The sequence below is a fragment of the Gilliamella sp. Nev5-1 genome (assembly GCF_001690895.1).
In the GTDB taxonomy this organism is placed as follows: Bacteria; Pseudomonadota; Gammaproteobacteria; order Enterobacterales; family Orbaceae; genus Gilliamella; species Gilliamella apicola_C.
Map to the genome: position 1 here is coordinate 1 of NZ_LZHO01000038.1, position 23,114 is coordinate 23,114.

The following is a 23,114-nucleotide window of genomic DNA, read 5'->3' on the forward strand; positions in this document are numbered from 1 at the left end:
CACCGAGCACCGAGCACCGAGCACCGAGCACCGAGCACCGAGCACCGAGCACCGAGCACCGAGCACCGAGCATTTTCCTAACTATTGGTAGTCAGTATTCTGTACTTGGTTCAAGCTTTTGGTATTTAGTTTTATCTTCTTTTAATTTTACCTTCTTCCCATTTAAACCTGATTTTATAACCAAAATAACGGCACTTACAGCTTGCTTAAAGCCCAAACTAGCTAAAATAAGTTTGGTTTTATTATCTCAATTGGCAATAGCAAGTTCATCTCATGCCATATTAACTGCCACTACAACAAACGTTATTATAGGCAATGCGCCAGAGGTTATCGCGTTATCCAGTGCAGATAAGCAAGGTTTTACGGTTAACGGTGTTTTTTATAGTGAAGCAAATGGTAATATAAAAACGGGTGAAATTAAGGAATTTGACGGCAATTTAACGTTTAATGACTTTGTGATTTCAAGATATGATTCCAAGAATTTGGATAAAGTGAAAAATTATCGTGATATTGATGGTGATAATGCTGATCCGAGTGTTCCGTTTAAATTAGAAACGACCTATTATTGGTGGTACGACAATACAGGAAAACGGATAGAGGGTGATGATAAGAAAAAAATCATAGGCTGTGGTAGTGGTTATGCAATGCCATTAAAACTCATCATTAAAACTAATGTCAAAGCATATTCGGCGTATGGGATCCCAAAAGAAAGTGAACCTATTACTCTAACCAAAACGTATCAAATAGCGCCTAGAACACAAATTTGCTATGCTAAACCAAATGATATAGTAATTTCCAAAAACCAGCAATGGCGCTCATATGATCCGAGCATTACATCTCCGATCTCTGGGCCTTGGGCTTGGAACGCAGCTAATATAAGTCGCCATCCAGTTCATGGTGGAGGATATAGTGCTGATTATGTTCCTTTTTTTGGGTTTAAAGTTAATCCTATAACCGCAAATAAGCAATTTTTTCCAACAACTGGGTTCCCAGGCGCCAAATTTCAATTAGTGATGACTGGTGCACAAACGGATTACCATTACCAAGTAATTAACAATGGAGGAGGAGATATTTCAGTTGATCATAATGGCGTTGTAAAACTTATGAGCAAACCTGTTGGAAATGTCACTGTGAGGGCAACTTTAAAAAGAGATACTTCTATCATCAGTGATTATAGATTTAACCCTACTATTGTGTGGCTAGAGCCTCAAAAAAATGAAAATATCACATTATCCGATGCAATAAATTTGTGCGGTGGAATCAAAAATATACCTTTACGTAAAGACTATACTAATTCTCCAGCTATTAATGTTGCAGAAAATGAAAATTGGAGTGTTTACCCAAACAGTTTTACTCGATCGATTGGTGGTTCAATTATGGGCGAATGGGGATGGGTATCTGGCATAAACTACCCTGAATCTAATTGGCCTATAGAAAATACTTACTATATTCTTTATTGGACGCGAGAAATAAACAATGCTCAATATAATATTTATTTTACAGTTAATTTATCCGGTCACGTTTCTGTGCTTGAGGCAGAAAAAGGAGATACTAGCAAGATAGCGTGTAAACGTTAATCACTTTGGCATATAAAAAAATATTTAGCTATATTTTAAATATATAATTTTAACGGTTAAAAATAGATCTTACGACAGTGCTAGAATGTGCACTGTTGTTTTATGAGAGGTTATTTTTCCGTGCTTATAACAAATTAGTCTATCTTCTAACGCAACTAATTATTTTTAAATTAAAAATTATAGAGATAATGTAATGTTTTAGTATAAAATTAGTGTGTTATCTATGTGATAACCATTAAAATTTAAAATGCCTTATTAGGCAATTCTATTTACTTCTTAATAAAACTTTACAAAAAAGTTGGCAACATAAACGTATTATTCTTTTAAAATAAGGTTGATATTATTGTATAATGCATTACAAATTTGCATTGTCAGTAAATTAAAACTAACTGCTTATATAAATAAATCAGTAAAAAAGAGTATAGAGGATGATGAAAATATGATAAAATACGATATGAAACAGAGCACCGAGCACCGAGCACCGAGCACCGAGCACCGAGCATTTTCCTAACTATTGGTAGTCAGTATTCTGTACTTGGTTCAAGCTTTTGGTATTTAGTTTTATCTTCTTTTAATTTTACCTTCTTCCCATTTAAACCTGATTTTATAACCAAAATAACGGCACTTACAGCTTGCTTAAAGCCCAAACTAGCTAAAATAAGTTTGGTTTTATTATCTCAATTGGCAATAGCAAGTTCATCTCATGCCATATTAACTGCCACTACAACAAACGTTATTATAGGCAATGCGCCAGAGGTTATCGCGTTATCCAGTGCAGATAAGCAAGGTTTTACGGTTAACGGTGTTTTTTATAGTGAAGCAAATGGTAATATAAAAACGGGTGAAATTAAGGAATTTGACGGCAATTTAACGTTTAATGACTTTGTGATTTCAAGATATGATTCCAAGAATTTGGATAAAGTAAAAAATTATCGTGATATTGATGGTGATAATGCTGATCCGAGTGTTCCGTTTAAATTAGAAACGACCTATTATTGGTGGTACGACAATACAGGAAAACGGATAGAGGGTGATGATAAGAAAAAAATCATAGGCTGTGGTAGCGGTTATGCCATGCCATTAAAACTGATCATTAAAACCAATGTTAAAGCATATTCGGCGTATGGCATCCCAAAAGAAAGTAAATCTATTACATTAACCAAAACGTACCAAATAGCGGCTAGAACACAAATTTGCTATGCTAAACCTTATTCTTTAGAAAAAAAACCAGAGCATCAATGGGATGGTGTGGATGATATTGGGCGCTATTTTTGGAATGATCCAAACTATGCACAACGCAATTCTGCGGGCGGAGGTTATACTCAAGATTATGTGCCAAATTATGGTTTTAAAGCTAAACCAACTGTGTCATCAAGCACTTTTCCCACAACAGGCTTTCCTGGTGCTAAATTTCAGTTAGTAATGACTGGTGCACAAAGTGATTACAAATATAGTATTGTAAATGACAATGGTGGACAAGTTGCCATAGATACAACTAAAGGTTATGTGATTTTAAACAAGAAGCCAGCAGGTCCAATAACAGTTCGTGCCACTTTGCTTCGAGATACCCAAGTTAAAATCGATTATACATTTGATCCAAGAAGTATTTGGGCCATACCTCAAGGTAATTTTGGGGGATCATTTGAAGAGGCAAAAATACGTTGTGGTGGTGAACAAAATATGCTGACTCGCCTGCAAATGTCTAATTCTCCTCGATCTGAGCTAGTGGGGAATGAAGCGTCGTTTGAAAATGCTGGAGACGATTTTTTATCAAATGCTTATACTCGATCAATAGGTCAATCGCTTTTCGCAGAGTGGGGATGGTCAGATCAAGTGACTTATCCTGATTCTGGTTGGCTATTTGGTGTTCATTATTGGACTAAAGATAAATTTAATGGGTCGCCGACAAGCTCCAGTCACTATGTAGTTCATAGTCATGATGGTTGGATTGGGTGGCGATTGCCAGCCGGAGGCGTTTCTGTTGCCTGTAAAGAATAAAGAATTAAATTGAAAACTAGTCATCAGTGACCAGTATGATGGTTATAATCCAGTAGCCAGTAAGATAACGCAGTAGCGTTATCTAGCCCAAAAAGTATTCATAAAAAATGAAAATTAATTTTGCCAAAAAATAAGCAATACTTGATAAAGGTTTTTTTAGAGTTTATAAACAATCTTCATATATTATTAATGAATTATATCAACGAAAGTTGGAAATATCTTTAAATGCAATTGAAAAATTACAGAATTGTTTATTGTGTATTCCCAAAACAGAATTTTACATTACGGTTCAACAATGCTCAAAAAACCATCGGGTATGAAGTTGCTAGTGATTTTGAATTAACGTATCATATAAACTGGCTTAATCATCTATTTGTAGGGAAGCCTGAGCTGTATAAAAAAGCGAAGCATCATATTCAAAATTCATTCTAATAATTTATTTCACTTAAATCCGCAACAAGTCGCATTTTTAATAAATTGGAAACTAGGGATGAATGGCAACATTATTACCGATAACTTATTAAAAGCTTAAGGTAGCAGTTATTGATAAAGCTTTAAAGCTGTCTGTAGCAAAGCTAAAATGATAATAAGGTTCTTCATTTAAAACTTAAGCATTAAATGATAATCTTAAATTTATTATTATTTATTGTATGGATTTTTTACTGAAACATATACTTACCTGAAATCTTATTTACAATAAGTTTGAAGCAATTCAACAAAATTTGTATCAAATCTACATAGCTTTTATTTGAATTATGCCTAGTAAGCTAGATAAAGTGTAGTTTTCTTCAAACAGCTAAAAAGTAAGGAAGGATACCCCCATTCTCACTAGAATTTCATACAAATATGCGAGATAATTCCACAAGGTACAGGCAAAACCAAAAGGAGGTAGTATTATGGATGATCTAAATAAATTTAGCCAAAATCGCAAACCGAAGCAAAAAGCAATAAATAGTCCCTATTTACAAATATAGGCTAAATAATACATGCTAATGTTGTTTTGTTTTTATTGGTACAAGTGCCAAATATTTTCTCAGTAATTTTCTTATAGGTAGAAATTTTATCAGTGCAATTCCTTTTGGATTTTTTGACAATAAAAAAATGCATTAATGAAATTGTAGTAGGCGTGTTTTTTATGTTGAATTTTCTATTTTTATTTTGAAACATATGAGCCTAATTAAAATTCAAGCTAGATTCAGCTCGCTTGTTATAAGTACATTTATAGCCGTTTAAGATTATAATTCTCATTGAATTTCATTATGTTTCTTACCTGTTAGAAGTTATAATCTATATGATTAACTAATTGGATATAAATATGTTGAAATATTTACTATTAATTGTTTTATTCTTTCCTGTTTCCGTTTTTGCCGCTAAAAAAGAGTGTGGAGTTAAACCTAGTTACAACATCACGATAAGTAAAGAAAGCGTACATATTTTTAATAAAAAAAATGATTTAACTATAACGCAAAATGGTCGTGTTATCTTAAATGAAAAATTAGTAACACTTAACCCTTCATTACAAAAAGAACTCATTCAATTTCAACATGTATTACGCCAACAGCTACCTCTTTTAGAGTTGCAATCAGTAAATCTTTTAACTGAAGTTAAAGAGGCGTTTGAAAAAGTAATAAAAAATCAGTTGAGTGATGATAATGAACTCAAAGGTGAGTTAAATAAGTTATATAAACGTTTAGTTCAGTTGCTACATACTGCGATTATTACTGAAAATGGTTATACTCGATTTTCCTACCAAAATTTTAATAATCTAAAAAAAGACGGTGAAGATATTGGTCAGCGTATTTTCTATAATGTCGTGGGTGGCAGTATTTTGCATTTTAATTTTTTTAAGAATTTAGCCGCAATTAAACAAATCTCTAAAAATGAGTGGAAAGCTCAAAAGCCTAAATTAAAAGCTTTTGATGCACATATTTGTTCAGTTATAACAGATATTGATAAGCAATATACTCTAATATTAACTCAACTTAACAATCAATTCACAAGTAAATAGACATTAATAAAAACTTTTGCGAAAATGATAACATGACTAAGATAGCTAAACGGAAGCTTATGACTGCACATATTATTGATGGAAAAGCATTGGCACAACAAATACGAACGGATATTGCTAATAAAGTTAAAATACGCATTGAAAAAGGCCTATCTGTTCCAGGTTTGGCTGTGATTCAAGTTGGCTCAGATCCTGCATCGAAAATCTATGTTAAAAATAAACAAAAAGCTTGTGATGACGTTGGCTTTGCTTCCTTTGCTTATGACTTTTTATCGGCAACTACCGATGAGTTACTGGCATTAATTGATGAGCTTAATCAACGCCCAGATGTGCATGGTATTTTAGTGCAACTCCCTTTACCTGATAATATTGATAAAACAAAAGTCCTTGAACGTATCGATCCAAGTAAAGATGTTGATGGTTTTCATCCATATAATATTGGACACTTACTACAACGCGATCCTATTTTACGCCCGTGTACGCCATATGGTGTGGTTAAAATGCTAGAATCAACGGGGATAAATTTATCAGGTTTAAATGCAACTGTTGTAGGAGCATCAAGCATTGTTGGTCGTCCAATGGCATTAGAATTGTTGCTATTAGGTTGTACAACTACCATTACCCATAGCCGTACCGTTGATTTAGCAAAGCATGTCAATAATGCAGATATAGTGGTTGCAGGTGTCGGTATTCCAAATTATGTTAAAGGTGAATGGATTAAACCAGGAGCAATTGTGATTGATGTTGGTATCAATCGTTTGTCGAATGGTAAATTAGCAGGTGATGTAGAGTTTGATGTGGCTGTTGAAAGAGCTGGATGGATCACACCTGTTCCGGGTGGTGTTGGTCCAATGACTGTTGCTATGTTAATGAGTAACACGCTTGAAGCATGTGAAAAATTTAGTAAGCCAAATTGACCCCGACTCATTAAATTTTATAGAAAGATGTACATTAAATAAAAATAAGGAATATGTAATGATTATATTTCACACTAATTTAGGTGATATTAAGATCAAAACTTTTGACGATAAAGCCCCTGAAACCGTCAAAAATTTTGTTGAATATTGTAAAGCTGGTTTTTATAACAATACAATCTTCCATCGTGTTATTAATAATTTCATGATTCAAGGTGGCGGTTTTGAACCAGGCATGAAGCAGAAAAAGACAAATGCGCCTATTAAAAACGAAGCAGATAATGGTTTAAAAAATGATCGTGGTACATTAGCGATGGCGCGCACATCAGATCCACACTCTGCGACAGCTCAATTTTTTATCAATGTAGTTGATAATGATTATCTCAACTTCCGTTCTGCTGACGTTAATGGTTATGGCTATTGCGTGTTTGCACAAGTCACTGATGGGCTTGATGTGGTTGATAAAATAAAAGCTGTAAAAACAGGGCGCAGTGGCATGCATTCAGACGTTCCTGTTGAAGATATTATTATTACGAGTGTAACGGTTGAATAATCCAGCTCGTTATTTTATTGCAGATATTCATCTAGCAGATAATAAACCTGCTTCTGGTTATAGCGATATAACCGCAGGTTTTTTGTCTTTTCTAGATACCTTACCTGAAAATTGTGAGCTTTATATTTTAGGCGATCTTTTTGATTATTGGGTTGGTGATGATGTAAAGACTGAATTACATCAACAAGTTGTCCAAGCATTGTGCTGGTTATCAAAACGAGGCATCACTAAATATTTTGTGCATGGAAACCGCGATTTTCTATTAGGTAAAAAGTATGCTCAGCAATGTGATATGACTATATTGCCAGAAATTAATTGTTTACCTAATCAAGAAACAAATATCGTATTTTTACATGGTGATTTATTATGTATTGACGATTCTCAGTATCAAAAGTTTAGAAAAATCATGCATAATAAATGGTTACAAAAACTGTTTTTATTACTGCCTTTGTTCCTTCGACTAAAAATTGCGGCTAAGCTACGACAAAAAAGTAGCCAACATAATCAAATAAAATCTGGAACTATTATGGATGTAAATCAACACGCTGTGGTTAAGATGATGACAGAGCATAAAGCTGATATTATGGTGCATGGTCATACACATAAACCTGCAACTCACCATTTTCAAATTGAAGGGCGCAGTGCAACTCGCCTTGTTCTTGGCGCATGGCATGATGGTGTGACATACATTAAGCAATCACAAGATAGCAATACTTTGGAGCTTTATAGCCATTCTTTCAAATAATCACTTTGTAACACATGCTCGACCTTACCAAATTCAATCAGCTTCCCTTGATCTAATATTGCCACATTATTGGCTATCTGTTTAACTTCATTAATATTATGGGTCACATAAATAATGGGTATATTTAACTCATTGGATAATTTTTTAATATAGATTAATAATTCCTTTTTTCTTGGCATATCAAGCGCCGAAAGTGGTTCATCCATCAATAGCAATAACGGGTTGGTTAATAGCGCTCGACCTATTGCCACTCGTTGCTTTTCGCCACCAGACAAAGTGGCTGGATAACGATTTAATAATGAACGAATATTAAGCACATTGACGATTTCGTCAAATTTTGACAGATTTAAATTCTTAGCTCCATAAGTAAGGTTTTTTATAACTTTATAATGAGGGAAAAGTAATGCATCTTGAAAAATGGTGCCAATCTGCCTATTTTCTGGGGCAATAAAAAGATGTCTATTGCAATCAGCCAGAAGAGTATTATTTAGTTGAATATAGCCATGATCAGGCTTAATTAACCCATTAATAAGGTTAATTAGTGTGGATTTTCCCGATCCAGAAACCCCTAAAATAGCGGTGATACCTTGACATTTTATGTCATGCTTGAATTGGAACGAAAATGAAGCCAGTTGTTTGCTAATTTGTATTTGTAACATGAGTTATTATCCTACAATTTTGTTTTTATGCCAACGATTTAACAATTCGGATAAAAAAAGTGCAATTAGTGATAACACAACTGAAATAATACAAAGCCGTAGTGCACTGTGTTCACCATTGGGAATTTGCAGAAATGTATACATTGCGAGAGGTAAGGTGCGGGTTTCACCTTGAATATTTGATACGAACGTAATGGTTGCACCAAATTCTCCTAAACAACGTGCAAAACCTAGCACCATCCCCATTAAAATGCCAGGAACAGCTAAAGGTAACGTGATAGTTATAAACACCCGCCATTTATGAGCACCAAGAGTACGCGCTACGTTTTCAAGGCGGATATCAATCGATTCAATGGCTGAACGAATTGATCGAACCATTAGCGGAAAAGCTACCACCGCCGAAGCTAAAGCTGCCCCCTGCCAATTAAAGCTGAAACTAATATTAAAATTATTATTTAACCATTCACCAATTACACCATGCCGGCCCATAGTTATTAGCAATAAATAACCTAAAACTACGGGAGGTAAAACAAGTGGAAGATGTATAATGCTATCAAATAACGATTTACCAAAAAATTGACAGCGGGCTAATACCCAAGCAGTTAAAATTCCTATTGGTAAGCTAAACCCAATTGCCGAAGTAGCTATCTTTAAACTAAGTAATAAAGTTTGCCATTCAAATTCACTTAATAACATATTTCAAAATACACTTGGCGATAAATTATTTTATTATAAAACCGTATTGTTTAAAAATGGCTTTAGCTTGTGGCGAATTTAAATATTGATAAAAATCGTTTGCTTTGGGATTCAATAAGGTAATGGGATATTCTATAGGCTTAAAAGTATCCATAGGGAATGTCCCAATAATTTTTACCTTATCGCTTACCTTTGCATCTGTGCTATAGACAATACCAAGCGTAGCTTCATTACGCTCGACTAACATCAATGCGTCACGTACATTGCTAGCAGGAGCAAATTGTGGTGACAATTTATTAAATATTCCTAAATTGGTTAAGGATTCTTTGGCGTAAAGCCCAGCAGGAACATGATCTGGATCGCCAATGGCTATTTTTTCCCTTTTAGGTAAAATTGCTTCCCAGTCAGTTTGAGTATTAATAACAACATGATTTAATTTCGATTGCTTGGGAGCAATAAGAACCAATGTGTTTTTCAAAAGATCTTGTTTATTTTTAGCTACGTTATGTTCAATAAGGTAAGTCATCCACTTTTGATCCGCTGACATAAAGATATCAGCAGGTGCACCTTGTTCAATTTGTTTAGCTAATACTGATGATGAAGCAAATGAAAACACAATATCGGTATCTTCATGTTCAACTTTATAAATAGCAGCGATATTCTGTATAGAATCAGTCAATGACGAAGCAGCAAATACCGTTATTTTTTCGGTTGCTGATGCTAAAAAGGTTACTGTCATCATTATGATAATTTGCAAAATTCCAATAACTTTTTTCATTTTACTCCTCACAATAATAGTAAGTTTATTTGGGCTGACAATGCTATATATTGGATTGATTATTATAAATAAATTTTATGTTATCAATAGAATATTTAATAATCGCTATATAAAAAATAACATATCGATAATAACAAACTTTATCTATAAAGTACAATTAAAAAAATTCTATAAAACGGTTTTTTATAAAACAACCAATAAGATTTTTAACTTTTTTGAAGGAATGTCAAAAAGGGTCTACAATAATTACCTTACTCTTTCCTTTAATTAGTTGATTGTTCATGGTGTTACATTATGTTTTCTCCTGAAATTTTATTAACGTTGAATATTCATCAACAGCTATTTACCGACCCGAGGCGCATTGCGTTGTTAAAAGCTATTGAACGAACGGGGTCATTAAGTCAAGCTGCCAAGGAAATTGGGGTCAGCTATAAAACAGCATGGGACGCTATCAATGAGATTAACAAGCTAGCGCCTGAGCCTTTTTTAATTACAGCAATTGGTGGTAAAAATGGAGGAGGAACTAAGTTGAGTGCCTATGCTATTAGATTTATTCAACTTTATGAATTATTAACTCATCTACAACAAAAAGCATTTAATATTCTTAGTGACGACAAAATTCCATTAGATGATATTCTAAAAGCCACAGCCAGTTTATCTTTGCAAACTAGTGCACGTAATCAGTTATATGGTGCTGTTAAACAGATTCAAACAAGTGGGATTGCTGGATTTATTACTGTGCAGTTAAGTGATAATAAAACAGAGCTAAAAGCTTACATCACTCAACCAAGTATTGAGCGGTTAAAGTTGGGTACAGATAAAACAGTCTTGTTGCTAATTAAAGCTCCCTTAATTGAATTGAACGATGCTAATGAGAACTGCCTATCGGTCACTATTGAAAAAATCACGACTGATGGCAAATGGAGTGAAATCGCTTGCTCACTACCCTCTGGCATTGTGCTTTATGCTAGCAAATTAGCTAATGAAATTAAGCAATCGAGATTAATTATAGGCAAACAGGTTAAACTATCTATTAATCCACAACATATTATTGTTACTACATTAGTTTAGTAATATGAGGTTATCATGCTACAGATAGAAAATGCACATTTTAAAATTAATGACTACCAAGTTTTTACCATTGAATCATTAACAATTCAACAAGCTGGTAATGTTGCTTTTGTGGGGCGTAATGGCAGTGGTAAATCTGTACTTGCTAAAGCATTGGCTGGCAAACAAAAACTATTATCAGGGAAAATTATCAATCAATTTAAATCTATAGTTGATATCTCTTTTGAACAACTTCAAAAACTGATTAATGATGAATGGAAGCGAAACAATACTGACATGTTAAGTGAAGGTGAAAATGATACGGGGCTGAGCACTGAACAAATTATTCAACAAAATATGAGTAATCAAGAGCTTTGCCAGCAACTAGCACAACAATTTGGGATTGAACATTTATTACTTAGACGTTTTAAATATCTTTCAACGGGGGAAACACGTAAAACGCTAATCTGCCGAGCGCTAATGCAACAACCTGATTTTTTAATATTAGATGAACCTTTTGATGGTTTAGATGCCGCATCCCGTGAAAATTTAGTAGAAATACTTGCAGTGCTTGCAAAGCAAGGAGTCACTATTGCTCTTGTTTTAAATCGATTTAACGAGATCCCTACTTTTATCGAAAATATTGGTATATTAGCCGATTGTCAACTATTGAAAATTGACACAAAGCACACAATATTAAACGATACAACAGTTAAGCAATTAGCTGATTTAGAAAATATACCCAATATGTCCTTACCAGAGGCCGATGAACCCCCAACACCATTAGCCGATCAATTAGATCGTGTCATATTAAAAAATGGTTATGTCTATTATGATGATAAAGCAATTATTAATGGATTAACTTGGCAAGTAAAAGCCAAGCAAAATTGGCAAATTGTTGGGCCTAATGGCGCAGGTAAATCAACGTTATTAAGTTTAATAACAGGCGATCATCCGCAAGGATATAGCAATGATCTTACTTTATTTGGGCGCAAACGTGGTTCGGGTGAAACGATTTGGGATATTAAACGCCATATCGGTTATGTGAGCAGTAGCTTGCATTTGAATTATCGTGTTAGTTCTAGTGTTAAAACCGTGTTATTGTCTGGCTATTTTGATTCGATTGGTGTTTACCAAGCAACAAGTGATAAACAAGCTAAACTGGTTGATGAATGGTTACAATTGCTAGGATTGCAAGCGCAAGCCGATAAACCGTTTCAGTCGCTTTCTTGGGGGCAACAAAGGTTAATACTTATTGCCAGAGCTTTGGTCAAACATCCGACACTGCTTATTTTAGATGAACCGTTACAAGGACTTGATCATCTTAATAGAGAATTAGTAAAACGCTGGATAGATCGTTTAATTAATGAGGGGCACACACAGTTGATATTTGTTTCCCATCATGCTGAGGATGCCCCAAAATGCATCACACATCGATTAACTTTTGTTCCTGAGTTTGATCATAGCTATCAATATCAAATTGAACAGCTAAGTAAAATAATTAGTTAGATCTATTAAAATTGATGTTAAAAATAGAAATGATCTTCAAAATAAAAAGGATTTTTTTTTGAAAATTTATCTTGATAAATGAAAACATTTTATAAAGGCTACACTTATGAAGTTATCCCCGTTACCTGTGGATAACTCTGTTAATAGTTTATTGAAAAAAGCGCTAACCTCAGTCACTATCAGGATTTTTCTTGATTTGATTGTAACTTAAGCACAAAAATGTTTTTTGTTTAATATCAATAAGATAACATAAATCAAGAGGTGCATTTGTTGTTTTTTTTATAAATTAAAAAGGAAACTGAACAAAAAATAGAAGATTTTTGAAGGTCAAGTCCTTTTGGGGATAATTTTTTATTAATAGGTAAAATATTAGGTTGTGAGTAATGAAAAACTTTAAATTATGTTCCGAATTTAAGCCCGCTGGTGATCAACCTGAAGCTATAAAAAAAATTAATCAAAATCTTGATGACGGAATTGCACATCAAACTTTATTAGGGGTAACAGGATCGGGTAAAACATTTACTATGGCAAATGTTATTGCTCAGCATAACCGCCCTACAATCATTTTGGCGCCCAATAAAACATTAGCAGCCCAGTTATATGGCGAAATGAAGGCTTTTTTCCCGGAAAATGCGGTGGAATATTTTGTATCTTATTATGATTACTATCAACCTGAATCTTATGTGCCATCAACTGATACTTTTATTGAAAAAGATGCATCAATCAATGAACATATAGAACAAATGCGTCTTTCTGCCACTAAATCACTATTAGAACGGCGTGATGTTGTGATCGTTGCTTCGGTTTCAGCCATTTATGGTTTAGGTGCGCCAGAAACTTATATGTCGATGATATTGCACTTAACAAAAGGCACGATTACTGATCAGCGATCAATCTTAACTCGTTTGGCTGAATTGCAATACACTCGTAACGAAATAAACTTTAGTCGTGGTACGTTTCGCGTGAGGGGGGACGTGATAGATATTTTTCCTGCTGACTCTGATGAGCTTGCTGTACGTGTTGAGCTATTTGATGATGAAGTCGATCGTATTGTAATGTTCGATCCTTTAACAGGTAGCAGTGTTAGTGAAGTATCGCGAATCACCATTTATCCTAAAACGCACTATGTTACACCAAGAAATATTATGGAAAATGCCATAGCACAAATTAAACAGGAGCTAAAAGAACGGCAAAAGGTGTTATTAGACAATAATCGCCTATTGGAAGAGCAACGTTTAACCCAGCGAACACTATTTGATATTGAAATGATGAGTGAACTTGGTTACTGCTCTGGGATAGAAAATTACTCACGCTTTCTAGCTCAACGCAATCCAGGTGATCCACCTGCAACGTTATTTGATTACTTGCCAGCAGATGGTTTATTGTTTATTGACGAATCTCATGTTGCTATTCCGCAATTGGGGGCAATGTATAATGGTGATCGTTCTCGAAAACTTAATTTGGTTGAATATGGATTCCGCTTACCATCAGCGCTAGACAATCGACCTTTAAAGTTTACTGAATTTGAAAATATTATGCCACAAACTATTTATGTATCAGCAACACCAGCCAAATATGAAATAGAAAAATCTGGTGGAGAAATCATTGAGCAAGTAGTTAGGCCTACGGGGCTGCTCGATCCTATTATCGAGGTTAGGCCCGTTGCTACACAAGTTGATGATCTGCTATCTGAAATCAAAATTCGTATTAATAACGACGAGCGAATATTAGTAACTACACTAACTAAACGTATGGCAGAGAACTTAACTGATTATTTGTCAGAACATAGTGTCAATGTAAAATACTTACATTCAGATATCAACACAGTTGAACGAATGGAAATAATTCGAGATTTACGCTTAGGAAAAGTGGATGTACTCGTTGGGATTAACTTATTAAGAGAAGGGCTAGATATACCAGAAGTCTCTTTAGTGGCAATATTAGATGCTGATCGCGAAGGTTTTTTGCGCTCGGAAAGTTCTCTCATTCAAACCGTTGGGCGCGCAGCTCGAAATGTGAATGGTAAAGCCATATTGTATGCTGATAGAATAACGCCAGCTATGCAAAAAACGATTGACGAAACTGCTCGCCGTCGAAAAAAACAAGAAGACTTTAATACAACGCATGGCATTACACCAAAATCGGTACGCAAAGAAATTAAAGACATATTAGAAGCAGGTTTAAGCACTAAAAAGTCAACAGCCAAAGTACAGGCATTTGAACCAGGCAAACCATACCATTATGTTTCAGTTAAAGAAGTACAAGCAAAAGTGAAAGAACTTGAAGCAATGATGTATGAAGCTGCTCAAAATCTTGAATTTGAAAAAGCAGGTGTGTTGCGTGATGAAATAAAAAAATTACGTGCGGATTTTATAAAAGTATCTTGATGGCGCATTTAACAAGGAAAAAAGATGACAATAACTCGAATTGATCCAGATGATCGTTGGTCTGAAGCTGTGATCCATAATAACGTTATTTATTACACAAGCGTTCCTACTAATCTTGAAAATGACGCTTATGTGCAAACCAAAAGTGCATTAGCTGAAATTGACAAAATATTAGCCCGAGCTAACAGTGATAAAACGCGTATATTAGATGTAACATTGTTTTTAGTTAATAAAAGTGACTTTGCAGGTATGAATAAAGCATGGGACGAATGGGTAGCTAAAGGTAGTGCACCAGTACGTTGTACAGTGCAAGCTGAGTTAATGAAAAAAGAATATTTGATAGAAATTAAAATCGTGGCAGCAGTAAAAGCCTAGTTTTTCTATTATCGCCGATACTATTCGGCGATACCTCTAAGGTCATTTTCTTTACCTCGTTAATTGTAGCTTTTTTGTTGCTAAGTGATAAAGCCATTATGATCCCCATTAACAAAATTTTAGTGTATACTTTGCATACATTCTATTTTAATTATTCTCACATTTGCTATGCACACTCAACCTAAAATTGCCATTGTTATGGGATCTAAAAGTGATTGGAATACAATGCAACATGCCGCTGATATTCTTGATACATTGATTATTCCCTACCATGTTGAAATCGTTTCTGCTCACCGTACTCCTGATAAATTATTTCGCTTTGCCGAAGATGCTAAGCAAAAAGGCTTTGATGTGATCATTGCGGGTGCTGGTGGTGCTGCCCATTTACCTGGCATGTTAGCAGCCAAAACACTCGTTCCTGTATTCGGTGTTCCCGTGCAAACTGCTACCCTAAGTGGCGTTGATAGCTTATATTCCATTGTGCAAATGCCTAAAGGCATTCCTGTTGGCACATTGGCAATAGGCAAATCGGGGGCAGCCAATGCGGCATTACTTGCTGCGCAAATTTTAGCTTTGCATGATAAAGCTATTTATCAACGTTTATCAACATGGCGATTAAATCAAACGGATGATGTATTAAATCATCCCGATCCAAGAGTGAATGCATAATATGAAACTTCGATCTGTTTGTGTACTGGGTAACGGGCAATTAGGACGAATGCTTAAGCAAGCTGGTGAACCATTAGGTATTAAAGTCTACCCTGTAGGGTTAGAGGAAGAACCAACGACAATTCCATATCAACAATCAGTGATAACCGCCGAAATAGAACGTTGGTCAGATACACCATTTACACAGATTCTAGCTAAACACCCTCATTTTATTAATCGAGATATCTTTCCGCTTATTGCTGATCGTTTAACGCAAAAACAGCTAATCGATCAACTTGGTTTACCTACCGCCAAATGGTTTTTACTTAATCAATCTCAGGATTGGCAAAAACTGTTTACCGAACTGGGTGAGCTATTAATTGTTAAACGCCGCACTGGTGGTTATGATGGGCGAGGGCAATGGCGAATTTCGGTTAATAACCCAATAAACGTGCCAGATGATCTCTATCAGCACGCTATTGTTGAACAAGCTATTCCATTTGACAAAGAGATGTCATTAGTGGGTGCTCGTAACGCAAAAGGTGAAACAGTATTTTACCCTCTTACTCATAACTTACATCAAGATGGCATATTAAAAATGAGTGTTGCATTACCTAATGCTTTCCACTCATTATTACAGGCAAAAGCTGAAAAAATGCTATCTGCCATTATGCATAAATTAAATTATATTGGTGTGATGGCAATGGAATGTTTTATTGTTGGTGATGACTTACTGATCAATGAACTTGCACCACGTGTGCATAATAGTGGACATTGGACGCAAAATGGTGCCTCAATAAGCCAATTTGAGCTACATCTTCGAGCTATATTAGGACTGCCATTACCTAAACCTGATGTGTTTGCACCTTCGGTTATGGTTAATTTAATTGGCACAGAATTAAATATTAATTGGTTATCTATCGATTTAGTTCATCTACATTGGTATGAAAAAGAAGTCCGAGTTGGGCGTAAAGTAGGGCATTTAAACTTAACTCATAATCAACCTGACAAACTGCTAAAAACATTAGACACTTTAATATTGCTATTGCCTTGTGATTATCAAATAAGTATTGAATGGGCAAAACAAAAATTATTGTGATTTAGTGAGTTAAACCAATTAAGGCGATTAAATTTAAGGGTAGATCCATGGTCAACTTCAACCAAAAAATCAATTATCAGCGTTACGCCAGTAAACAGCGTGAAACACTGTCTGATGAGTACTCAATAGTGCGTTGTTTTGAAAGCGATCGTGAGCGTATTATTAATTCCGCTGCCATTCGTCGATTACAACAAAAAACGCAAGTTTTTCCACTAGAAAGAAATTCAGTGGTTAGAACACGGCTAACTCATTCAATGGAAGTGCAACAAGTGGGTCGCTATATTGTTAAAGAAATCGTCAATCGACTAAGCAAATCTAAGCAACTAGAAAAATATGGATGTGATAATTGCGTAATGGCTATCGAAAGTCTGGTTGAGATGGCCTGTTTAATGCACGATATTGGCAATCCCCCATTTGGCCATTTTGGTGAGGCTGCTATTAATCAATGGTTTATGTTACACCTAGGGCTTGGAAAACCGACAGCTTATAGTGCGCTTGATATAAATGATAACGATACCGATGAAATCAAAAAACTTAAAATAAAAATCCGCCAAGATCTATCTAATTTTGAAGGTAATGCACAAGCAATTCGATTAGTGCATACAATATTGCGTCTTAATTTAACCTATTCACAAATTGCCTCAATTCTCAAATATTCCAAACCGGCCTATTGGTCTAAACAAGTGCCGGCTGAATTTTCTTATTTAATGAAAAAACCAGGTTATTATTTATCAGAAGAGCCATTTATAAAAGAGCTATCTAAACAGCTCGATATTAAACCGTTCCATCGATATCCATTGACCTACATTATGGAAGCTGCAGACGATATCTCATATTGCATTGCAGATCTAGAAGATGCTGTTGAAAAGAAAATCCTAACAGTAAAACAGCTCTACGCATACCTAGCAGAAGCATGGGGACCAGTTAAAAAAGACGATCTGTTTGATACCGTTGTTAATCGACCTTATGAGAACTTAAAACAGAATGGATTTGATGCTATTGGTATTGATCAGTTCTTTATGTATTTACGTGTTAACACTATAGGTAAGCTGGTACCCCATGCAGCGGAACGTGTTATTGAAAATATTGAAGCAATCTATCATGGATCATTTAATCATGCTTTACTTGAAGATCATAGCGCTGAATATAAGTTATTAAATATTTTTAAAAAAGTTGGATTTGAACATGTATTCAATCATGAATCGGTCGAAAATATTGAACTTCAAGGGTACCGAATTATTAGTGGATTGCTTGATATTTATAGTCCATTGCTTAATATGCCAACTCATGACTTTTTAAAATTGGTTGACAATCAACATCACAAACATTATCCCATTGAGACACGCTTATATCATAAATTATCCTCAAAACATTGTGTAGCTTATAAACAAGCAATCAGCGAACTTAATTCAAATAAAACAAGTTTCGCTTGTATGGAATTTTATTACCGATGCCGATTATTACAAGATTATATTAGCGGTATGACCGATCACTTTGCTTATGATGAATATCGCAAGTTAATGGTCACATTCTAGTTTGTAGCAATTGATTAAATGATTGGGCACTACTAATATGCATTGGCACCAGATTAGTGCGTGGCTAATAGTTAAAATATCTAAAGAAACCGCGATTATTTATATTACTCATCATCGGTAAAAACGATTAAGACTAGATCTTTATCTCAACTACTTCCATATTCTTCTTAAATAATTCAATTTAGTTCAAGTTATCAATTTCTGGCATGTTCTTTGCATTATTCATTTTGTATCTCAAATTTATTAGGAGCATTGAATGAAATTAGTTACTGTAGTTATAAAACCTTTCAAGTTAGAAGAAGTTAGAGAAGCGTTATCTAATATAGGTATTACAGGATTAACTGTCACTGAAGTTAAAGGTTTTGGGCGTCAAAAAGGCCATGCAGAGCTATATCGTGGTGCCGAATATAATGTCAATTTTTTACCTAAAGTTAAAATCGACTTAGCCATTAGCGATGATCAGCTTGACGAGGTTATTAGCACTGTGGCTAAGGCTGCGCATACTGGCAAAATCGGCGATGGCAAAATTTTTGTCACTGCACTTGAACATGTAGTGCGTATACGCACTGGTGAAACCGATGACTCGGCGCTGTAATTTATTGTTAAGGGTATCATTATGTTGAAAAAAGCTATTTTATGTTTAACGATTTTATTTTCAAGCTCTGCTTTTGCTGGTGAAGTTGGCATAGCTGATAAAGCCGATAATGGATTTATGATGATCTGCACAGCATTAGTTCTTTTTATGTCTATTCCGGGCATTGCTTTATTTTATGGTGGTTTATTGCGCTCTAAAAATGTGTTATCGATGTTAACACAAGTATTGGTTGTTTTTTCGCTAATTTCTGTGTTATGGATTGTTTATGGTTATTCACTTGCTTTTGGAGAGGGTAACTGGTTTTATGGAAATTTGAATCACGCATTATTAATAGGTATAAGCATTAATAATGTATCAGGAGCTATTTATGAATTAATTTGGGTCGCATTCCAAGGATCGTTCGCTTGCATTACCTGTTGTTTAATTCTGGGAGCTTTTGCTGAACGGATTCGTTTTTCAGCAGTACTCATTTTTATGGTGCTATGGTTTACATTTTCGTATATTCCTATGGCGCATATGGTATGGGGTGGTGGTATCTTAGGTGATGAGGGAGCACTTGATTTTGCAGGTGGCACTGTAGTACATATTAATGCAGCGGTTGCAGGAATAATTGGTGCTTATTTTATCAAAAATCGAATTGGCTATAATCGTGAACCACTAAAACCGTTTAACTTACCTTATGTTTATCTTGGTGCAGCCATTCTTTATATTGGATGGTTTGGTTTCAACGCCGGCTCATCAACACATGCTGACGAAATTGCTGGTTTAGCTTTTATTAACACAGTTGCAGCAACTGCCGCCGCAGTTTTAGCATGGACATTGGCTGAATGGTTCTTCCGCGGAAAACCATCTTGCCTTGGTTCAGCATCGGGTGTGATAGCTGGATTAGTAGGGGTAACGCCAGCCGCAGGTCTAGTCGGGGTAGGTGGGGCTATGTTAATTGGCTTTATTTGTGGTTTTGCTGGTGTTTGGGGCGTATCAACACTCAAACGAATTCTAAAAATTGATGACACTTGTGACGTATTTGGTGTACATGGTGTATGTGGCATCGTCGGTTGCATATTAACAGGTGTATTTGCATCAGAATCCTTAGGCGGTGTCGGTTATACACAAGGTATTACTATGGTAAGCCAAGTTGCTATTCAGTTGATGAGTATTATAACTTGTGTAATTTGGACCACGGTTATTTCTTTTATTTCTTATAAAATTGCAGATCTTTGCGTTGGTTTGCGTGTGTCAGAAGAACATGAAAGAGAGGGGCTTGACATCAATAGCCATGGTGAAAGTGCATTTAATAGTTAACTGCAAACACAAAAAAGCTCATATTTCGAGCTTTTTTGTTTCCTACTATTGCTATAATGTTGTGGTCGTGCTTAGTGTGTTACTTTCTATTCTACTTATTGTGATATTCCAAAGCTTAATCGTCCCAAAGCATAATTGCATTATCATCGGTTAAAATTAAAGGTGGAGCAAAAAGATACTCTTTAACTTTAGCGGGTAAAGCTTGCATATCATTAAAATTAAACTGCAACTCAGGGTAAGCGTTAGCGATTTTTTTGATTCGAGTATCTAATAACTCCTTTACCTTATTAGATTCTTTGGTAATAGCAATTTCATCTTTCAGCATACTAATCTGCTTTTTATGGTGCTCTGATTCAAATATTTCATTAAAAATAAAGGAAAAACCGCCTTTATTAGTTCTATTACTATCATGATACTCCCTATATTCGGAATGGTGTAATTTAAGTTCCTTAACACGTAATGCAATAATCTCATCAATATGATCAGTATAATAATTTAATGTAGGATCTAAATAAGCTAATGTTCTATGTTCAGGTATTGCATCATTACTATGTACTAAGGTAAATAAAGGTTTTTTAAATGTCTTCATTCTGTCACTTCCTTTTTAATTAAAAGAAAAAGGTAACAAGACCTTCAATACCAAAAAGCGATTGTTACATTTTACGTAAAGATCTTTCAGGGTAACATGGCGCTTTAATATAAAGATCAATAATATTTCAAATAGTTATTTTAATTCTTCAAGAAATATTCAAACTAATGAGTTCGAATTACAAAGCAAAAAAGTTTAAAAAATAAAAGGCTATTGGTAACAGCCTTCGCTAGATAAACAGTTCCAAATGAAAAAATAACTAAAGCATGTTCGTAACATACTAATACTCAAAATATCAATTGTTATATTCTAAGGCTAGGCTAAATAGCCTTATTTACTTATAGGTCATGTTTTAAAGGCGAAGATGGTATCAACCAATAGCACAACGCCTTTACTTAATACTTGACTAAAACATCTCGAGAGTCATGACTCTTATTAAGACACATTTAGTTTTGGAGAGTTCAATAATATTGCTAGATATAATTTTTTTTGTTAAAGGTTCTTCTTTAAACCTCATAAATACAATGTAAAACTAACACATCTATCATAATAATTTTTAACATGTTTGATTGCTAATGCGTAAAAATAGAGTGACTTATAAAGTTATTCATCTTTGGACTAAATTTTAGCAAAGCTAGCTAAATTGACAAAACAACTATAGATATGGTGATGATAAATTAGGTTTTCAATACCCGAGGGCATTATTACTTCATTGCTTTTGCAATACTAACAAATAAAGCTAGTTCACTATTTATTAATCAAGACGAAGTCGAATTGTTATACCACTTTTTTACTAAATAATAAATATAAATGTTATTCAACACTTCAGTTAAGTATCTAATCAATGCTTAATAATAAGCTAAAGGTGGGCTGGATTGTTTTTTAAATGCAACTAATCTTTTACTTAAAGTAGTATGTTATTTAATGGTTAAAAATGACTTACAATAAACTATACGGGTTTATATTGTTTTAAAAACGATTATTAATTAATTTTTAAATAAAATGAGCCAAAAACAACTAAAATAAATAATAAGGGCAGGGTATTCGCCTACCCAGTTATTTTGAGTTAATTCACTTTTTTATGTTTTTTAAGTTCGGTAAAGCAATTGTGAGCAGGATGATAATCACGCCTACCCATTGGTTAAAATAAACCGATTCATGCAAATAAAAAAATGAACAAGTCACCGCAACAGGTAGCTCTGCAGCTGACAGAATCGCACTCAAAGAAATACCTATTCTAGGTATTCCGATCGAAAATAAAAAAGGAGGTAACACAGTTCCAAGTAATGCTAATAAAAATCCTAATTGATATAGTTTATCGCTAATATCAAGCTTAAAGAAAAACAAAGGTGGAAAAATTAAAAAGGTGATAAAGCATGCGCCAGTAATCATTAAAGCACTTTTTTCAAGTTTAGGTAATTCATTACCAATATTGCTACTAGAACTAATAAAGAGCGAATACATTAGTGCAGCTAGAAAGCCGAAAAAGCAACCTGTTAAATTTAAACTAATATCTTGATTAAAAATACCAGCTGCTAAGCTACTTCCAAAAATAATCACAATAACGGTGATTAGTTGGGTGATAGAGGGTTTATTTTTGAAAATAACAAAATCAATAATGACACTAATCCATAAATATTGCATTAATAAAATAATTGCAATTGATGCAGGTACTAATTGCACGCATTGATAATAACAAATACCTACTAACCCAGGAAAAAGCCCAACGGCAAAAACCTTCCATTTTTTTGTTAGTTGAGGTATTTTAGTAGCCGAATTTGATAATGCATTATCCGTTGTTGTTTTGGGCTTGCGGATTGTTTTAACAATAAGGTGAAGGCTCCATAACATTAGCATCCCCAAAAAACACTGGACACCAGTAACTTCGCCTAGTGTATAGCCCGTTTTATAAGCAGTTTTTACAATTGAAGAAAGCACACCAAAACTACATGCACCTAAGAAAACCAAAAAACCACCTAAAAATTTATCTTTCATAATTAAATCTCGTAACACTAAAAAAATAACATTGTTGAATATATCGACAAAAAACACAATAAAAGCCCTAGGGGGACTTGTTTTATTCGCCCCCCTATGGCT

General features: G+C 34.5%; 20 protein-coding genes and 1 pseudogene. 16 read left to right on the forward strand and 5 right to left on the reverse strand.

Annotated features, from left to right (window positions below; genetic code table 11):
• From A9G41_RS14260 to A9G41_RS05620, 7 genes and pseudogenes are all read left to right on the forward strand, one after another.
• Positions 1-1,577, forward strand: a pseudogene (locus A9G41_RS14260) (hypothetical protein); the annotation flags it as partial.
• A gap of 343 nt (positions 1,578-1,920) precedes the next feature.
• Positions 1,921-2,088 (forward strand): hypothetical protein, encoded by a 168-nt coding sequence (locus tag A9G41_RS14265; RefSeq protein WP_179854682.1) that lies wholly within the window; start codon positions 1,921-1,923, stop codon positions 2,086-2,088.
• A gap of 152 nt (positions 2,089-2,240) precedes the next feature.
• On the forward strand, positions 2,241-3,575 hold the full coding sequence (locus A9G41_RS05595; protein ID WP_075539424.1) for a hypothetical protein: 1,335 nt from the start codon (positions 2,241-2,243) through the stop codon (positions 3,573-3,575).
• A gap of 1,315 nt (positions 3,576-4,890) precedes the next feature.
• On the forward strand, positions 4,891-5,583 hold the full coding sequence (locus A9G41_RS05605; RefSeq protein WP_075539425.1) for a DUF2884 family protein: 693 nt from the start codon (positions 4,891-4,893) through the stop codon (positions 5,581-5,583).
• A gap of 59 nt (positions 5,584-5,642) precedes the next feature.
• A complete protein-coding gene (gene folD, locus A9G41_RS05610; protein WP_075539426.1) occupies positions 5,643-6,500 on the forward strand; it encodes a bifunctional methylenetetrahydrofolate dehydrogenase/methenyltetrahydrofolate cyclohydrolase FolD in 858 nt (285 codons plus the stop codon).
• Positions 6,501-6,558: 58 nt separating this feature from the next.
• A complete protein-coding gene (gene ppiB / locus A9G41_RS05615; RefSeq protein WP_065568462.1) occupies positions 6,559-7,050 on the forward strand; it encodes a peptidylprolyl isomerase B in 492 nt (163 codons plus the stop codon).
• Positions 7,043-7,795, forward strand: coding sequence for a UDP-2,3-diacylglucosamine diphosphatase (locus tag A9G41_RS05620; RefSeq protein WP_065583476.1), 753 nt, complete (start codon positions 7,043-7,045; stop codon positions 7,793-7,795). Before ppiB ends, A9G41_RS05620 begins: the two co-directional genes overlap by 8 nt.
• Here A9G41_RS05620 and modC read toward each other — a convergent pair.
• Genes modC through modA form a run of 3 tightly spaced genes read right to left on the reverse strand, consistent with a single transcriptional unit; the run spans position 7,774 to position 9,928 of the window.
• Positions 7,774-8,454, reverse strand: coding sequence for a molybdenum ABC transporter ATP-binding protein (gene modC, locus A9G41_RS05625; RefSeq protein WP_065583475.1), 681 nt, complete (start codon positions 8,452-8,454; stop codon positions 7,774-7,776). The genes A9G41_RS05620 and modC overlap by 22 nt on opposite strands.
• 6 nt (positions 8,455-8,460) lie before the next feature.
• The gene (modB, locus tag A9G41_RS05630) at positions 8,461-9,150 is read right to left on the reverse strand and encodes a molybdate ABC transporter permease subunit (protein ID WP_065583474.1); all 690 of its coding nucleotides are present in this window, start codon (positions 9,148-9,150) and stop codon (positions 8,461-8,463) included.
• Between the two features lie 25 nt (positions 9,151-9,175).
• Positions 9,176-9,928, reverse strand: coding sequence for a molybdate ABC transporter substrate-binding protein (gene modA / locus A9G41_RS05635; protein ID WP_075539427.1), 753 nt, complete (start codon positions 9,926-9,928; stop codon positions 9,176-9,178).
• 294 nt (positions 9,929-10,222) lie between these two features.
• Between modA and A9G41_RS05640 the strand changes: the two genes are divergently transcribed.
• The 9 genes from A9G41_RS05640 to amtB all read left to right on the forward strand — a co-directional run bounded on the left by A9G41_RS05640 (position 10,223) and on the right by amtB (position 20,428).
• Positions 10,223-10,999 (forward strand): TOBE domain-containing protein, encoded by a 777-nt coding sequence (locus A9G41_RS05640; protein ID WP_075539428.1) that lies wholly within the window; start codon positions 10,223-10,225, stop codon positions 10,997-10,999.
• A gap of 15 nt (positions 11,000-11,014) precedes the next feature.
• Entirely contained in the window at positions 11,015-12,487 is a 1,473-nt protein-coding gene (gene modF, locus A9G41_RS05645) for a molybdate ABC transporter ATP-binding protein ModF (RefSeq protein WP_065568456.1), read from the forward strand.
• A 383-nt stretch (positions 12,488-12,870) separates the two neighbouring features.
• Positions 12,871-14,874, forward strand: a complete 2,004-nt coding sequence (gene uvrB, locus A9G41_RS05650; RefSeq protein ID WP_065583470.1) for an excinuclease ABC subunit UvrB — start codon at positions 12,871-12,873, stop codon at positions 14,872-14,874.
• A gap of 24 nt (positions 14,875-14,898) precedes the next feature.
• Entirely contained in the window at positions 14,899-15,249 is a 351-nt protein-coding gene (locus tag A9G41_RS05655) for a RidA family protein (RefSeq protein ID WP_065580844.1), read from the forward strand.
• A gap of 168 nt (positions 15,250-15,417) precedes the next feature.
• Positions 15,418-15,918, forward strand: coding sequence for a 5-(carboxyamino)imidazole ribonucleotide mutase (purE, locus tag A9G41_RS05660; protein WP_065568453.1), 501 nt, complete (start codon positions 15,418-15,420; stop codon positions 15,916-15,918).
• Position 15,919: 1 nt separating this feature from the next.
• Positions 15,920-16,996, forward strand: coding sequence for a 5-(carboxyamino)imidazole ribonucleotide synthase (gene purK, locus A9G41_RS05665; RefSeq protein WP_075539444.1), 1,077 nt, complete (start codon positions 15,920-15,922; stop codon positions 16,994-16,996).
• Positions 16,997-17,043: 47 nt separating this feature from the next.
• Positions 17,044-18,531, forward strand: coding sequence for a dGTPase (gene dgt / locus A9G41_RS05670; protein WP_075539429.1), 1,488 nt, complete (start codon positions 17,044-17,046; stop codon positions 18,529-18,531).
• A gap of 256 nt (positions 18,532-18,787) precedes the next feature.
• Positions 18,788-19,126, forward strand: coding sequence for a P-II family nitrogen regulator (gene glnK / locus A9G41_RS05675; protein WP_065568451.1), 339 nt, complete (start codon positions 18,788-18,790; stop codon positions 19,124-19,126).
• A gap of 21 nt (positions 19,127-19,147) precedes the next feature.
• Positions 19,148-20,428 (forward strand): ammonium transporter AmtB, encoded by a 1,281-nt coding sequence (gene amtB / locus A9G41_RS05680; RefSeq protein ID WP_075539430.1) that lies wholly within the window; start codon positions 19,148-19,150, stop codon positions 20,426-20,428.
• A gap of 115 nt (positions 20,429-20,543) precedes the next feature.
• Here the strand turns inward: amtB and A9G41_RS05685 are convergent, their stop codons facing one another.
• Positions 20,544-21,017, reverse strand: coding sequence for a hypothetical protein (locus A9G41_RS05685; protein ID WP_065568449.1), 474 nt, complete (start codon positions 21,015-21,017; stop codon positions 20,544-20,546).
• A 1,071-nt stretch (positions 21,018-22,088) separates the two neighbouring features.
• The gene (locus tag A9G41_RS05690) at positions 22,089-23,012 is read right to left on the reverse strand and encodes an EamA family transporter (RefSeq protein ID WP_065583494.1); all 924 of its coding nucleotides are present in this window, start codon (positions 23,010-23,012) and stop codon (positions 22,089-22,091) included.
• Positions 23,013-23,114 lie beyond the last annotated feature (102 nt).

Coding starts and splice junctions, on each gene's coding strand:
- A9G41_RS05605 (WP_075539425.1), top strand. CDS start 4,891: ATGTTGAAATATTTACTATTAATTGTTTTATTCTTTCCTGTTTCCGTT.
- folD (WP_075539426.1), top strand. CDS start 5,643: ATGACTGCACATATTATTGATGGAAAAGCATTGGCACAACAAATACGA.
- ppiB (WP_065568462.1), top strand. CDS start 6,559: ATGATTATATTTCACACTAATTTAGGTGATATTAAGATCAAAACTTTT.
- modC (WP_065583475.1), bottom strand. CDS start 8,454: ATGTTACAAATACAAATTAGCAAACAACTGGCTTCATTTTCGTTCCAA.
- modB (WP_065583474.1), bottom strand. CDS start 9,150: ATGTTATTAAGTGAATTTGAATGGCAAACTTTATTACTTAGTTTAAAG.
- modA (WP_075539427.1), bottom strand. CDS start 9,928: ATGAAAAAAGTTATTGGAATTTTGCAAATTATCATAATGATGACAGTA.
- A9G41_RS05640 (WP_075539428.1), top strand. CDS start 10,223: ATGTTTTCTCCTGAAATTTTATTAACGTTGAATATTCATCAACAGCTA.
- modF (WP_065568456.1), top strand. CDS start 11,015: ATGCTACAGATAGAAAATGCACATTTTAAAATTAATGACTACCAAGTT.
- uvrB (WP_065583470.1), top strand. CDS start 12,871: ATGAAAAACTTTAAATTATGTTCCGAATTTAAGCCCGCTGGTGATCAA.
- A9G41_RS05655 (WP_065580844.1), top strand. CDS start 14,899: ATGACAATAACTCGAATTGATCCAGATGATCGTTGGTCTGAAGCTGTG.
- purE (WP_065568453.1), top strand. CDS start 15,418: ATGCACACTCAACCTAAAATTGCCATTGTTATGGGATCTAAAAGTGAT.
- purK (WP_075539444.1), top strand. CDS start 15,920: ATGAAACTTCGATCTGTTTGTGTACTGGGTAACGGGCAATTAGGACGA.
- dgt (WP_075539429.1), top strand. CDS start 17,044: ATGGTCAACTTCAACCAAAAAATCAATTATCAGCGTTACGCCAGTAAA.
- glnK (WP_065568451.1), top strand. CDS start 18,788: ATGAAATTAGTTACTGTAGTTATAAAACCTTTCAAGTTAGAAGAAGTT.
- amtB (WP_075539430.1), top strand. CDS start 19,148: ATGTTGAAAAAAGCTATTTTATGTTTAACGATTTTATTTTCAAGCTCT.
- A9G41_RS05685 (WP_065568449.1), bottom strand. CDS start 21,017: ATGAAGACATTTAAAAAACCTTTATTTACCTTAGTACATAGTAATGAT.
- A9G41_RS05690 (WP_065583494.1), bottom strand. CDS start 23,012: ATGAAAGATAAATTTTTAGGTGGTTTTTTGGTTTTCTTAGGTGCATGT.